9 protein-coding genes, 4 tRNA genes and 6 pseudogenes are annotated in these 13,996 nt (G+C 59.6%); 6 read left to right on the forward strand and 13 right to left on the reverse strand.

All coding sequences use genetic code 11. The annotated features are described in order from the left end of the window. Nucleotides 1–149: 149 nt before the first annotated feature. The 7 genes and pseudogenes from nusG to P6U16_RS02705 all read right to left on the reverse strand — a co-directional run bounded on the left by nusG (nt 150) and on the right by P6U16_RS02705 (nt 3,976). Nucleotides 150–680, reverse strand: coding sequence for a transcription termination/antitermination protein NusG (gene nusG, locus P6U16_RS02675; protein ID WP_277702516.1), 531 nt, complete (start codon nt 678–680; stop codon nt 150–152). A gap of 16 nt (nt 681–696) precedes the next feature. Next, a pseudogene (secE, locus tag P6U16_RS02680) lies at nt 697–896 on the reverse strand (preprotein translocase subunit SecE). A 197-nt stretch (nt 897–1,093) separates the two neighbouring features. Then, nucleotides 1,094–1,169: transfer RNA gene (locus tag P6U16_RS02685), tRNA-Trp, on the reverse strand. A 140-nt stretch (nt 1,170–1,309) separates the two neighbouring features. Continuing rightward, nucleotides 1,310–2,204, reverse strand: a pseudogene (locus tag P6U16_RS02690) (NAD(P)-dependent oxidoreductase). Nucleotides 2,205–2,358: 154 nt separating this feature from the next. After that, entirely contained in the window at nt 2,359–3,534 is a 1,176-nt protein-coding gene (tuf, locus tag P6U16_RS02695; RefSeq protein WP_277702508.1) for an elongation factor Tu, read from the reverse strand. Between the two features lie 256 nt (nt 3,535–3,790). Continuing rightward, nucleotides 3,791–3,864, reverse strand: a tRNA-Gly gene (locus tag P6U16_RS02700). A gap of 27 nt (nt 3,865–3,891) precedes the next feature. Beyond that, a tRNA-Tyr gene (locus tag P6U16_RS02705) sits at nt 3,892–3,976 on the reverse strand. Nucleotides 3,977–4,194: 218 nt separating this feature from the next. On the opposite strand from P6U16_RS02705, the gene rlmB reads away from it, so the two are divergent. Next, nucleotides 4,195–5,076, forward strand: a complete 882-nt coding sequence (rlmB, locus tag P6U16_RS02710) for a 23S rRNA (guanosine(2251)-2'-O)-methyltransferase RlmB (protein ID WP_277702517.1) — start codon at nt 4,195–4,197, stop codon at nt 5,074–5,076. 5 nt (nt 5,077–5,081) lie between these two features. On the opposite strand, the gene P6U16_RS02715 is transcribed toward rlmB, so the two are convergent. From P6U16_RS02715 to P6U16_RS02730, 4 genes are all read right to left on the reverse strand, one after another. Further along, the gene (locus P6U16_RS02715) at nt 5,082–5,360 is read right to left on the reverse strand and encodes a hypothetical protein (protein WP_277702518.1); all 279 of its coding nucleotides are present in this window, start codon (nt 5,358–5,360) and stop codon (nt 5,082–5,084) included. A gap of 75 nt (nt 5,361–5,435) precedes the next feature. Next, entirely contained in the window at nt 5,436–5,648 is a 213-nt protein-coding gene (locus P6U16_RS02720) for an alkylphosphonate utilization protein (RefSeq protein WP_071832750.1), read from the reverse strand. Between the two features lie 172 nt (nt 5,649–5,820). Continuing rightward, nucleotides 5,821–6,447, reverse strand: coding sequence for an FMN-dependent NADH-azoreductase (locus tag P6U16_RS02725; RefSeq protein ID WP_277702519.1), 627 nt, complete (start codon nt 6,445–6,447; stop codon nt 5,821–5,823). Between the two features lie 27 nt (nt 6,448–6,474). After that, nucleotides 6,475–6,642 carry a hypothetical protein gene (locus tag P6U16_RS02730; protein WP_277704030.1) on the reverse strand — a complete coding sequence of 56 codons (168 nt, stop codon included), beginning with the start codon at nt 6,640–6,642 and terminating at the stop codon, nt 6,475–6,477. Between P6U16_RS02730 and P6U16_RS28270 the strand changes: the two are divergent. From P6U16_RS28270 to P6U16_RS02765, 5 genes and pseudogenes are all read left to right on the forward strand, one after another. After that, nucleotides 6,595–7,543: pseudogene (locus P6U16_RS28270) on the forward strand (LysR family transcriptional regulator). The gene P6U16_RS02730 and the pseudogene P6U16_RS28270 sit on opposite strands and share 48 nt — an antisense overlap. Before the next feature lie 84 nt (nt 7,544–7,627). After that, nucleotides 7,628–8,351: pseudogene (locus P6U16_RS02750) on the forward strand (YoaK family protein). A 129-nt stretch (nt 8,352–8,480) separates the two neighbouring features. Beyond that, nucleotides 8,481–8,556 (forward strand) — tRNA-Thr (locus tag P6U16_RS02755). Between the two features lie 156 nt (nt 8,557–8,712). Next, nucleotides 8,713–9,485, forward strand: a pseudogene (locus tag P6U16_RS02760) (NAD kinase). A 71-nt stretch (nt 9,486–9,556) separates the two neighbouring features. After that, a complete protein-coding gene (locus P6U16_RS02765; protein WP_277702520.1) occupies nt 9,557–10,087 on the forward strand; it encodes a hypothetical protein in 531 nt (176 codons plus the stop codon). 81 nt (nt 10,088–10,168) lie between these two features. On the opposite strand, the gene prfB is transcribed toward P6U16_RS02765, so the two are convergent. Next, nucleotides 10,169–11,300, reverse strand: a protein-coding gene (gene prfB, locus P6U16_RS02770) for a peptide chain release factor 2 (RefSeq protein WP_277702521.1) whose coding sequence is annotated in 2 segments (ribosomal slippage) — nt 10,169–11,230 and nt 11,232–11,300 — 1,131 coding nt in all. Because the reading frame shifts where the segments join, the coding sequence is not laid out codon by codon here. A gap of 102 nt (nt 11,301–11,402) precedes the next feature. Continuing rightward, nucleotides 11,403–13,857 (reverse strand): annotated as a pseudogene (locus tag P6U16_RS02775) (penicillin-binding protein 1A). Nucleotides 13,858–13,996: the final 139 nt, after the last annotated feature.

Genomic DNA, 13,996 nt, shown 5'->3' on the forward strand with positions numbered 1-13,996 from the left:
TGCGGTTGCGTGGTGCGGACCTGCGATCCGGCTAAGATCGCCACCCTCCCACGCGCTTGGCGGATCACTCCGCCTCTTGCCGGTCGTTTAAAACCGACAAATTCTTCAACGACGCCCGAACGGAGAGAACTCCGCCGGTTGCCGCATGATCAGACCTTCTCGACCTGAGCGTATTCGAGTTCGACCGGCGTTGCGCGGCCGAAGATCGAGACCTCGACCTTGAGGCGCGAACGCTCCTCATCGACGTCCTGTACGATGCCGTTGAACGACGCGAACGGACCATCGGAAACACGAACCTGCTCACCAACCTCAAACGAGATCGACGGCTTCGGACGATCGACGCCATCCTGGACCTGACCGAGAATGCGATCGGCCTCAGAATCGGGGATCGGAACCGGCTTGTTGTCGGACCCCAAGAAACCCGTGACCTTCGGGGTATTCTTGATGAGGTGGTAGGCCTCATCCGTCAGGTTTGCCCGCACCATCACATAGCCGGGGAAAAACTTGCGCTCCGCATCGACCTTGCGGCCACGACGGACCTCGACGACCTTTTCAGTCGGAACCAGGATCTGTTCGAAAAGGTGGCTCAGACCCTTCTGCCGTGCCTTTTCCTCGATCGACTCAGCAACCTTCTTCTCGAAATTCGAGTAGGCGTGAACGATGTACCAACGCGCTGCCATATTCATCCCTAACCGTTCAAATGCCGACGTTCAGGACGAGGCCGATCAGCCAGCCCAGAAGTTGGTCCGCAGCAAAAAGAAAACGGCTGCGAAAAAGACCATGACGAATACCATCAGCGTCGAGATCATCGTCTCGCGCCGGGACGGCCAAGTCACTTTCGCCGTTTCAGCCCGCACCTGCTGCAGAAACGTAAATGGATTTGTTTTGGATGCCATTGAATGCCCACGCCATTACGGCCCGTAAAGCTGACGTTTCAGCCCCACGCGCCGCGTGTCTGTTTGAACCCCTACATAACGACCGATTCTCAAAACCACAAGAGGTCATCGGTGGTTTTGCAAAATTACGCGGAAACGCGCATTTGCGTTTCCGATCTTCATTTTCACGCACATGCGGAATTTGCAACTGCGGAAAATGGCAGGGGCAGCCGGGCTCGAACCGACGACCTGCGGTTTTGGAGACCGCCGCTCTACCAACTGAGCTATGCCCCTTCACCGAAACACAAGCCACCGTTTCCAATGGCCGCATCTCAAGTCAGCGGCTTAATAGGCAGTTTGTTTGGCCATGACAAGCACCTTTGACGGAAAAGCGCAATTTCTTGCGCTCTTTTTCCTTGTCGGTTGGGACCCGGTCATTTCCCGACGTATTTGCGCCAGTCATGCTCTTCGCGAAACCCCAAAACTTCGCGAACTTTCCGGTTCGACAACAGGCCTTCGAATTCACCGATCTCCCGCGTGAACGGGACATTGGGGAAATAGCGGGCCGCTAGCTCGCGGGTCGGTGTATCGGCCGAGACGGTATCATTGGCGGCATTGAAGACCTGGTAGCCGAGACCATCCTTTTCGATGCAGAGACCAACGATCTGGCCGAGATCGCGGGCGTCGATATAACTCCAGGCGATACGCTTGCGTATTTCGGGATTGGCGAAATAGCCGGGGAAACGCTCATATTCATGCGGCTCGATGACGTTGCCGATCTCGCAGCGCGTAAACGTCGAAACCGCTCCGCTCGGCAAAGGCGCGCGCGGTCTTCTCGTTCACCACCTTGGACAGGCCATAGCTGTCCATCGGATTGACATCATAGTCCTCATCCAGCGGGAACTGATGAAAATCGCGATGCCCCTCGGCAAAGCAGACGCCGTAGGTGGTCTCGCTGGAAGCGACGATGATCTTGCGGATGCCGAGCTTCACCGCCGCCTCGATGACATTGTAGGTGCCCATCGTGTTGATGCGGAAGGTCTCGTTGTCGGGCTTGATGAGGATGCGCGGAACGGCGGCGAAATGCACCACGGCGTCGAAGGGCTGCGGCCCCTGCCCGTGTTCCAGGTCGGGGAAATCGCGGTGCATCGACAGCGCGTTGAAAACCTGGCCGCTATCGGTGATGTCAGCGATCAGGTTGGTGACGCCGGGGCTGTCCAGCGGCAACAGATCGATGTTGTGGACCTCGTAGCCTGCCTCGATCAAATAGGGCACCGCATGCCGCCCCGCCTTGCCGGAGCCGCCGGTGAACAATATCCGCTTTTTCATGATGATGTCTTCCTCGCCTTGCATGCCAATCTGCATGAGCCGCAATGTAAGTCACGGCGTCAAAAACAAAAGGCCCCGCCGTCGCCGGCAGGACCTTTCATAAATAGTTATCGAGGAAACGGCGCTTATGGAGCGCCGTTTCCAACCGAGTAAATTACTCGACGATGGAGGCTACGATGCCGGCGCCGACGGTGCGGCCGCCTTCGCGGATCGCGAAGCGCAGCTTTTCTTCCATGGCGATCGGAACGATCAGTTCGACGGCAACCGTGACGTTATCGCCAGGCATGACCATTTCCGTGCCTTCCGGAAGCGATACGATGCCGGTCACGTCGGTGGTGCGGAAGTAGAACTGCGGACGATAGTTGGTGAAGAACGGCGTATGACGACCGCCTTCTTCCTTCGTCAGGATGTAGGCTTCTGCCATGAACTTCTTGTGCGGCTTGACCGAACCCGGCTTGCACAGGATCTGGCCACGCTCGACGCCGTCACGGGTGACGCCGCGGATCAGCGCGCCGATGTTGTCGCCGGCCTGGCCCTGGTCGAGCAGCTTGCGGAACATTTCAACGCCGGTAACCGTCGTCTTCGTGGTGGCGCGGATGCCGACGATCTCGACTTCTTCACCAACCTTGACGATGCCGCGCTCAACGCGACCGGTCACAACCGTACCACGGCCCGAGATCGAGAACACGTCTTCGATCGGCAGCAGGAACGGCAGGTTGATCGGACGCTCAGGCGTCGGGATGTAGGCATCGACAGCGGCCATCAGTTCGCGGATCGCGTCTTCGCCGATCTTCTTGTCCGAATCTTCAAGAGCGGCCAGAGCCGAACCCTTGATGATCGGGATGTCGTCGCCCGGGAAGTCGTACATCGACAGGAGTTCGCGCACTTCCAGCTCGACGAGCTCGAGAAGTTCGGCGTCATCGACCTGGTCGACCTTGTTGAGGAACACGACGATCGCGGGAACGCCAACCTGACGGGCAAGCAGGATGTGCTCGCGGGTCTGCGGCATCGGGCCGTCGGCAGCCGAGCAAACCAGGATCGCGCCGTCCATCTGGGCAGCACCGGTGATCATGTTCTTGACGTAGTCGGCGTGGCCGGGGCAGTCGACGTGGGCATAGTGACGGGCAGCCGTCTCATACTCGACGTGTGCCGTCGAGATGGTGATGCCACGAGCCTTTTCTTCCGGTGCAGCGTCGATCTGGTCGTACGCCTTGTATTCGCCGAAATACTTCGTGATCGCTGCCGTCAGCGACGTCTTGCCATGGTCGACGTGGCCAATCGTGCCAATGTTGACGTGCGGCTTATTGCGCTCAAATTTGCTCTTTGCCATGGTGTACGTATCCTGTGATCAATAGATGGGATCATCCGGCGGCGCCGGTTTGGGGAGGCGTTTAAGGGTTTCGGAAGAATTGCGCAAGACATAATTATTTCGTCGTGCGCGCGACGGCTGGCCGTCTCATATTCGCTATATGGTGATTGCCGGCCGCAAATCCAGCCCACTTAGCGCGAAATAGAAAATGCCGCCACATTCAAAAGCTTGAAGGGGTTTTCTGAATCAAAATATGAAAGGGAGCTTCGAAGGCGCTTGGAGCGGGTAGCGGGAATCGAACCCGCGTATTCAGCTTGGAAGGCTGCTGCTCTACCATTGAGCTATACCCGCGGTGTGGTCATCGATCCCATGACAGAATGGTGGAGGGAGTTGGATTTGAACCAACGTAGGCTGAGCCAACGGATTTACAGTCCGTCCCCTTTAACCACTCGGGCATCCCTCCATTATTCCGTCGGGATCAAGCGACCAAGCTTGTCAGATCAAAGCGGTTCCGGCCGGAGCAAGTCGCCCCTTCAATCTGCGCCGGGTATATGACCGTCCCGTTTCATCCTGTCAACACGACCGGTCAGAAAAAGTTGCGAAATCCGCTACAAAGGGGACCGGCTGCGGATTTCTCGAAAAATGGTTCCAAGCCGGCCTCTTCCTCAGTATAAGGCAGCTATGAGCAAAGATAATCCGGGCGACGGACACGCCAAAGACACCCATTATGCCACCCTGCGCCGCGCCCATCGCGATGCGCGCCGCGAACGTGGCGAAATCCCGACACCGGTGCAGGACCGACGCAAGAAGAATGCTGCGGGCGACTGGACAGCGCCGACGCTTATGCCTGACCAGGTCCTGCTTTACGGCATCCACACGGTGCGCGCCGCGCTCGACAACAAGGAACGGCAGATCATCAAGCTGTCGCTGACGCAGAACGCTTTGGTGCGCCTGGAGATCGGCCCTGTCGAGGAACTCGGATTTCCCGTCGAGATCGTCTCACCCCAGGATCTGGACAAGATCCTCGGCCCCGACGCGATCCATCAAGGTGTCATGCTGGAAACGCGTCCCCTGCCCGTCCGCCGCCTGTCGGCGTTGACCGACAGCCCGCTGATCCTCGTTCTCGACCAGATCACCGATCCGCACAATGTCGGCGCGATCATGCGTTCGGCGGTTGCCTTCAATGCCGGCGCCCTGATCACCACCATGCGCCACAGCCCGACGGAATCCGGCGTTCTGGCGAAATCCGCATCCGGTGCGCTGGAAATGATCCCCTATATCCAGATCACCAATCTGGCCGATGCGCTGGACGAGTTGCACAAGCTTGGCTTCACCTCGATCGGGCTTGATTCGGAAGGTCCCGCTCCCTTGGAAACCACGCTTGCCGGGCGCAAGATCGCGCTGGTGCTCGGCGCCGAGGGCAAGGGCCTGCGCCAGAAGACGCGTTCGACGGTGACGGCGCTTGCCCGGCTCGACATGCCCGGCGCCATCAAGTCGCTGAACGTTTCCAATGCGGCAGCGATTGCCATGTACGCCGCGCGGGCGCATCTCGCCAAAGGCTGAAGCGGTCAGTTCTGGAAAGACGTTTGAAAATTGCGCAGCCCGGCCGTCGGACAGCCATCCTGCAGCCGACGCCAGGTCGTGACGTTCAGATCCATCTCGCAGCGCGCGAGGTAAGCCGTATCGCCGGCGCGGATGCAGACCGTCTCGCCGATCTCATGTTTTGAACCGTCGCGATTGCGGCAGGTACAATTGGCATCTGGCGGTGAGGCATGACTATGGGCCGGCATCATGACGGCGCCGGCTGCGAGCAAAGCTGGAAACAGGATTACAGCCGTCGTTTGCATGACCACAGTTTAGCGCAAAATGACGTCTTGTCGATGCCGCAATCCGTTACCGCGACACATGCAAAAACCGGGCAATCAGGCTTTCTTCAGAAACTCCGTGCGCAACACAAGACCCTTGATCTTGGCATGGCGACATTCGACCTCGTCCGGCTCGTCGGTCAGGTGGATGCCCTTGATGACGGTGCCGCGCTTCAAGGTCTCGGACGTTCCCTTGACCTTCAGATCCTTGATCAGCGTGACGTTGTCGCCTTCCTTGAGGATCGTGCCGTTGCTGTCCTTGACGTCCATCTTCACTGTCCCTTGCTGCGCAGGCGTCCCCTGACGGAAAAGCCTGATTCCATGATTGCAGCGCTTTAGCGCCTTCGAGAGGCTTCGTCTAGCATTGGCACGCAAGCTCGAACGCACAGCAAACCGCCGGGCACTGGGGAAAGGCCCGGCGGTCGCGGAGATCAGGAATGAATCAGGCGGCGGTGGCGAACTGACCGTGTTCGGCGATGACCTTTTCAGCGCCTGCAATGGCAGACTGCTTGGCATCGTCGCCCATGGCAAGGCCTTCGGCACGGATAAACTCGACATCGGTGATACCGATAAAGCCCAGGACAGTCGTCAGGTATGCTTCCTGATGATCCATGGCAGCGACCGGCGATGCGCCCGAATAATGGCCGCCGCGCGTGGAGGCGACAATGACCTTCTTGCCTTTGGCGAGGCCTTCGACGCCGGTTTCCGTGTAGCGGAATGTGGTGCCGGCAACCAGAATGCGGTCGATCCATGTCTTCAACTGGGTCGGGACGGCGAAATTGTACATCGGTGCGCCGATCACCACGACATCAGCAGCGAGAAACTCTTCCAGCGCGGTGCGGCCGGCATCAAGTTCCGAGGCCAGCGATGCCTCGATGCCTTCCGGGCCGGCCGAGGCCGCCATCAGGTGTGCCCCACTCAGATGCGCCAGCGGTGCGGCGACGAGATCGCGGTATGTTACGGAGGCGGGTTCCGTTTGCGCCTTCAGGCGCGCAACGATTGATGCCGTCAGCCGGCGGGAAACGGAGTGATCTCCGAGAATTCCGGAGTCGATATGCAGAACGTTCATGGGTGGCACCTTTGCGGGGTTGTTGTATCAATTGCGGTGCACAACATATGTTTCGAAAACAATCAGCCGATAAGCCAGTGCTTTTTCGACACGCCGTTTCCTGCTAGAAACAATCGGATCAACAAAACGATAGCGATGGAGCCCGCCATGCAGGACCTCAACGACCTCGCCCTTTTCGCCGCTGTCGTAAAACACAAGGGCTTTTCAGCCGCGGCCCGCGTGCTCAATATTCCGAAATCCAAGCTCAGCAAACATGTTGCCCGGCTGGAGCAGCAGCTTGACGTTCGGCTGCTCGAGCGCTCAACGCGAAAGCTGCGCGTGACCGACATCGGCCAGGCCTTCTATGAGCGCTGCGAAACGATCCTGGCCGGCGTCGAAGCGGCGGAAGCCGTGGTCGCAGTGGCAAAGAGCGAACCGGCAGGGCTGGTACGCCTTGCCTGCCCGATCGGCTTCTCGCCGATGATCGCCCATATCATCCCGGCCTTTCACCGCCTCTATCCCGGCACCCGCGTGCTGATCACGGCGACAGAATCGCCGCATCGATCTGGTCGAGGAGCGCTTCGACATCGCCCTGCGGGCGCGCGACGAACTGGACACGGACAACCAGCTGATCGTGCGAAAGCTCGGTGCGGCGCGCAGCTATCTCGCAGCGAGCCCGGATCTCCTGTCACGCCTGCCGCCGGTCACGATCGATACGCTCGGCAAGATGCCGACCTTGTCGCTGAACGAACAGCACGCGACAGATACATGGACGCTGTTTCGACCGGACGGAACCAGCCGTGACGTTTCGCATGTACCCATCATCGGCTGCAGCGATTTTGGCATCATCGAGCAGGCGGCGATCGACGGCGTCGGCATTGCGATGCTGCCGCATCACATCGTCGAGCGCGGTTTCCGGACGGGTAGCCTGGTGCCGGTCCTGCCGGAATGGACATCGAAAGAGGTCATCGTGCATCTCGTCTTTACGTCCCGCCACGGCATCCTTCCTGGGGTTCGTGCCCTTATCGATCACTTGGCGGACGCCCTGCCCGGCGCCATGGCCCGCTGCTCGGAGATGGAGCCGCGCGAAGCGACATTGTTGCGCGCTGCCGAATAGGCTGTAAACATCGGGAAGCCTACCCAGGGACATGGCTGCGACATGCAGGAACAGGGCGGCGACGGGGATCGGGGACAACACGGGATGACACGGGAACGGCGGCGGCGAGATCGTCAGGCGGCGCAGGACAGCCATCGGCGCGACCCTGGTGGCGGGTATTGCCTTTCTCGCCGGCATGACCGATGCGATCGGCCTGCTGCACCTGGGCAGTTTCGTCTCTTTTATGAGCGGCAACACGACGCAGGCTGCGGTCGCCATCGCGCGCGGCCAGTCCGATCATGCCTTTCTTCTGCTCGGTGGCCTGATGGTCTTCATCATCGGCAATGCCCTTGGCATCATCATCGCCCATGGCGCGGCGCGGCGAACCTTCCGCGTCCTTGCAACGGTGACGGTCCTACTGGCACTCGCCTCCCTGTTGACGCCTCAAGGTTTGAAGGTCGCGCAATTCTACCTGATCATTCTCGCCATGGGTGTCATCAATACCGCCGTCGAGCATATCGAAGGCCTGCCGATCGGGCTCACCTATGTCACCGGCGGCCTGTCGCGATTCGGTCGCGGACTTGGCCGGATGCTGATCGGCCAAAGCCATCCCGGCTGGCTGATCCAGAGTGTGCCCTGGCTCGGCATGGCCGTCGGCGCTGTCTGCGGCGCGCTCGCCGAAATCCACTTTTCCGGCGCCGCAATCTGGATGACATGCAGCCTCTCGGCAGTGCTTGCCATCGCCAGCTTCTTCATCCCGCCCCGCCTGCAACGGCGGCTCGCACATTATCACGCACCAACGCGCAAGATCCCAAAGCCCAGCGTCTAGACCGCGTTTGCGGCAACCATTGGCCCTGCAGAAACACCTTTGGAACGACCGATCGCATCTCAAAAAAACGGAAAGAGCAGCATTTTCACTTTACACAGCAACAGAATCTGCTAACTCCCTCCCCGTGCTGCCCTTATAGCTCAGTTGGTAGAGCACCTGATTTGTAATCAGGGGGTCCCGGGTTCGAGTCCTGGTGGGGGCACCATTTCTTTCCTTTTCCCTTGTGTTCTTTTGTGCATGATGACGCGGGCATCGTTTGGGCGATGCTGTCGGCTGCCGTCATGTTCTTGGGGCAGATGACTGCTATATTCGCAGGCCCGCCCTAAAGGTACGGTCGCGCAGACAAACAGACAGGCATTTCATGGCTCGCACATTCCAGACCATCGCCTTCGTCGCCTCTCCCGCCGACGAAGCGCAGAAGGCGGCTGAAGAACTGGCGGCGATTTACGGCAACGAGGATCCGGCGACAGCCGATGTCGTCGTGGCGCTTGGCGGCGATGGCTTCATGCTGCAGACGCTGCACAAGACGATGAATTCCGGCAAGCTGGTCTACGGCATGAACCGCGGGTCGATCGGCTTTCTGATGAACCGATACAGCACGGAAAACCTGCGCGAACGCCTGTCGGAGGCCGTCGAGAATGCCTTCCGACCGCTCGAAATGCAGACAGTGGACAGCGACGGCAACCGCTTCAAGGCCCTCGCCATCAACGAGGTCTATCTCTTCCGACAATCCTATCAGGCGGCAAAGCTAAGGGTGGTGGTTGATGGCCGCGTCCGGCTGGAAGAACTGATCTGCGACGGCGTGCTGCTCTCGACGCCGGCGGGCTCCACTGCCTATAATCTCTCAGCGCATGGACCGATCCTGCCGCTGGAGGCGCCGCTTCTGGCTCTGACCCCTGTCAGCCCGTTTCGCCCGAGGCGCTGGCGGGGGCGCTTCTTCCCAACAAGGTGACGGTCGATATCACCATTCTTGAGGCCGAAAAACGGCCGGTCAACGCAGTTGCCGACCATGTCGAAGTCAAGTCTGTCGTCCAGGTTCGCATCGCCGAATCGGAGAACATCACGGCCTGCATTCTTTCAGACCCGGATTATTCATGGTCGGACCGGATTCTTGCCGAGCAGTTTTCGAATTGAGCGTGACGCCGGCGTCGGAACATGGTGATATTGCTGGAGGATCAAACGCAAAGAGCCCTGGAGTTTCCGGAATGTATCGGACTGGCGTTTTCACCCTCTGTGCCATTTTGACATTTCTGGCCACGGCAGCACCGGCGCAGGAGGTCGACATCCTGCCAAGCAACGTGATTTTTGTGACCAGCACCGGATACTGGGAGGAAAGCGGCGACCCGCTTGATGTTCTCGACCCGTTGGCCGCTCCTTCAACCCGGCAGACAGAGCCGGCGACTGAAACGACCGCAAAGTCGGAACCGGTGCAGCGCGGCTACTACAAGCTGATTGCAGTGCGCCAAGTGGATGGCACCGCCCATATCCATCTCCAGCAGATCGCGTCCGGCCCTGAGGGTCCGAAGGTGATTTCATCGGCTGAACTCGAAGAGTTTTCGAACCTGAAGGCCTATATCACCGACATCCGCCCGGAAAGTTCGACCGGCATCGCTCGCCAACCAGGCATGTTTGCCACGGTCTACCTAAAAACTGACCCGCAGGCCCTGGAACCCGACAGCTGGACCGTACTGATCGACGATATCGGCGACATCAAGGTCGAGCGGGCAACGAACTGAAGCAGTCGTTGCATTGAGTGCACTAAAAAACCGGGCGCTTTTCACACCCGGTTTTCGCTTCATCAAGCCTGAATGGCCCTATCAGTTCAGGTCATCGACCACGGCATCTGCGCCGCCATTGACGCGGTGGGCCAGTGCCGCTTCCATGAACTCGTTCAGGTCGCCGTCGAGAACATCGTCCGGTGCCGTGCTGGCAACGCCGGTGCGCAAGTCCTTGACCAGCTGGTAGGGTTGCAGCACGTAGGAGCGGATCTGGTGTCCCCAGCCGATATCGCTCTTCGAGGCGGCTTCGGCGTTGGCCGCTTCTTCGCGTTTCTTCAACTCGGCCTCATAGAGACGGGCGCGCAGCATGTCCCAGGCCTTGGCCTTGTTCTTGTGCTGCGAGCGCTCCTGCTGGCACTGCACGACGATGCCGGACGGCATATGCGTGATGCGCACGGCCGAATCGGTGGTGTTGACGTGCTGGCCACCGGCACCCGACGAGCGGTAGGTGTCGATGCGGCAATCGCTCTCGTTGATGTCAATCTGGATCAGATCGTCGATGACAGGATAGACCCAGATGGACGAAAATGAGGTGTGGCGCCGGGCGTTGCTGTCGAAAGGCGAAATCCGCACGAGGCGGTGCACGCCCGATTCCGTCTTCAGCCAGCCATAGGCATTGTGTCCCTTGACGAGCAAAGTCGCCGACTTGATGCCGGCTTCTTCGCCGTCATGCACTTCCATCAGTTCGACCTTGTAGCCCTGGCGTTCGGCCCAGCGGGTATACATGCGCAAAAGGATGTTCGCCCAGTCCTGGCTCTCCGTGCCGCCGGCGCCGGAATGCACTTCGAGATAGGTGTCGTTGCCATCGGCCTCGCCGGACAGCATCGCCTCGACCTGGCGCCGTGCCGCTTCGGTGCGCAGGACGCGAAGCGCGTCCTCGGCTTCCTTGATGACGTCGGTATCGCCCTCTTCCTCACCGAGTTCGATGAGGTCGATAGCATCCTGCATCTGCTGCTCGAAGGCGCGGACACTGTTGATGCCGTCATCAAGCTGCTGGCGTTCGCGCATCAGCTTTTGCGCTTCCGCGGCATCGTTCCAGAGGTTGGGATCCTCCGACTTGTTGTTCAACCAGTCCAGTCGTCTTACCGCCTGATCCCAGTCAAAGATGCCTCCTCAGCAGGCTTATGGCCTGCTTGATTTCGTCGACGATATTTTCGATTTCGGTCCGCATGGTCCTGCTTCTTGACGCCTGAATTATGGATGTGCCGTGCATAAACACGGCAGCTTGCGATGTAAAGCCGACTCTCGGTTTCTAAAGGCTGGAACCGGCGGACTAGAAAAGCCCGCCCTGGCCGGAGGTTACCGCCTGGTTTGCCTGCGGCGATGCCCGGAGGATTTCTTCCGGCGGAACATATTCTTCCATGCCGCCAATGACCGAGAAGGTATCGGCGGGGCCGGTGCCGGGCTTGAAGGCTTCAATGATCGTATCAGGCTCACCATCGAAAGCCGCCATGCCGGTCTTGCGGTTGACCGGAACGAGGCTCATGCCTTCCGGAACCACGAACTTGCTGGGACGGGTTCCCTTGGTTGCGGCTTGCATGAAATCGTTGAAGATCGGTGCTGCAAGGCCACCACCGGTCGCACCACGCCCGAGCGGGGCAGGATTGTCGAAACCGAGATAGAGGCCGGCAACCATGTCTGGCGTGTAACCGACGAACCAGGCATCCTTCTCGTCATTGGTCGTGCCCGTCTTGCCGGCAACCGGACGATCAAGCTTGATCTTTCCGGCAGCCGTGCCGCGCGTAACGACGCCTTCCATCATCGATGTAATCTGATAGGCCGTCATCGGATCGAGAACCTGCTGGCGATTATCCGTCAGCACCGGCTCTTCCTGGCTTTCCCAGTCGGCGACATTGCAGTTGTCGCAGGTCCGTTCCTCGTGCCGGAAGATCGTCTTGCCATAACGGTCCTGAATGCGGTCGATCATCGAAGGTTTGATCTGCTTGCCGCCATTGGCCAACACGGCATAGGCGGAGACCATGCGCAGCACGGTCGTTTCGCCCGAGCCAAGCGACATGGCGAGCACCGGTAGCATCTTGTCGTAAATGCCGAAGCGTTCGGCATATTCGGCAACGAGATTCATACCCATATCGTTCGCGAGCCGCACCGTCATCAGGTTGCGCGACTTCTCGATGCCGAGACGCAGCGTCGATGGGCCGGCCGAGCCGCCGCCATAGTTTTCCGGGCGCCAGACCTGGCCGCCTGCGACCATCTCGAACGGCGCGTCGAGAATGACGGACGCCGGGGTATAGCCATTGTCGAGCGCAGCGGCATAAACGAACGGCTTGAAGGACGATCCCGGCTGGCGCATGGCCTGCGTCGCACGGTTGAATTCGGACTGGCCGTAGGAGAAGCCGCCGACCATGGCGAGCACGCGGCCGGTCTGTGGGTCCATGGCAACGAGGCCACCCTGAACCTTCGGAGGCTGGCGCAGGCGATACTCGCCCTCTGCTTCCAACGCCTCCACATAGACGACGTCGCCTGGACCCAGAACGCCCTCGGGCGACTTGGCAGATTTACGGTCGCCGGTTGAGGACCGGTAGGCCCATTGCATAGCCTTGGCAGCGATATGGCCGGTGAAGCGGTCTGGACCGATCTTGCCCGACACTTCCTTGGCCGGCTGAATGCCGATCTCGGCACCCTCTTCATTCACAGACAGGACGACAGCAAGTTTCCACTCAGGCACGTCCGAAAGTGATTCAATTTTGCCCAGCGGTTCACCCCAGTCGCCACCGATCTCAATGGTCTTGAGAGCGCCATGGAAGCCCCGGCGCTCGTCGTAGCTGACGAGACCGTTGTGCAGCGCCTTACGGGCCTCGATCTGCAGGTTGGGATCCAGCGATGTGCGGACAGAAAGCCCACCTTCATAGAGCGCGTTGTCGCCGTAGCGCTGGATGATCTGGCGGCGAACCTCTTCGGCGAAATAATCCGAGGCAAACAGATGCGAGCCACCGCGACGCAGCGTCACACCAAGGGGCTGCTTCTTGGCGTCCTCGCCATCGCTATGGGTGACATAGCCATTTTCGACCATGCGATCGACCACCCAGTTGCGGCGCTCGAGCGCTGCTTCCGCCTTGCGGAAGGGATGGTAGTTGGCCGGCCCTTTCGGAAGGGCCGCCAGATAGGCGGTTTCCGCAACAGTCAGTTCGGTGACCGACTTGTCGAAATAGGTCAGTGCCGCACCAGCAATACCGTAGGAGTTCAATCCGAAGAAAATCTCGTTGAGATAAAGCTCGAGGATCTCGATCCTTGCTGTAAGCCTGCTCAATGCGGAAGGAAAGAATGGCTTCCTTGACCTTGCGGTCGATCGTCTGGTCCGCCGTCAGAAGAAAGTTCTTCGCGACCTGCTGGGTGATGGTGGATGCGCCGACCGGGCGACGACCGGATCCGAAGTTCTGCAGGTTGACGAAGATCGCGCGACCAAGGCCGGTAATGTCGACGCCCGGATGCTGGTAGAAATTCTTGTCTTCGGCGGAAATGAAAGCGGCCTTGACGCGATCCGGGATCGCCTGGATCGGCAGGTAGAGCCGCCGTTCACGGGCATACTCCGCCATCAACGCACCATTTCCGGCGTGCACGCGGGTGGTCACCGGCGGCGCATAGCTGTTCAGCACCTCATAATCCGGCAGGTCCTTGGCGACGCTGCCAAGATAGACCGCAACGACGGCCGCCACCCCGAGCACGAGAAAGGCGCCAACGCCGAAGAAATATCCAATCAGTCTGATCATCAGCCAGATACCAGTGCCTTGTTGTCGTTGTCCTAAGGGCCCTTTCAGGCGTCTCAGGGGCCTAACGCCCACCTCTAAAGAATGCAATCACGCCAGAGAAATATATCTATTCTCACGCACTCTGCGAAATCCGGCCGTC

Origin of the sequence: Rhizobium sp. 32-5/1 (assembly GCF_029537235.1) — a bacterium.
Lineage (GTDB): Bacteria > Pseudomonadota > Alphaproteobacteria > Rhizobiales > Rhizobiaceae > Pararhizobium.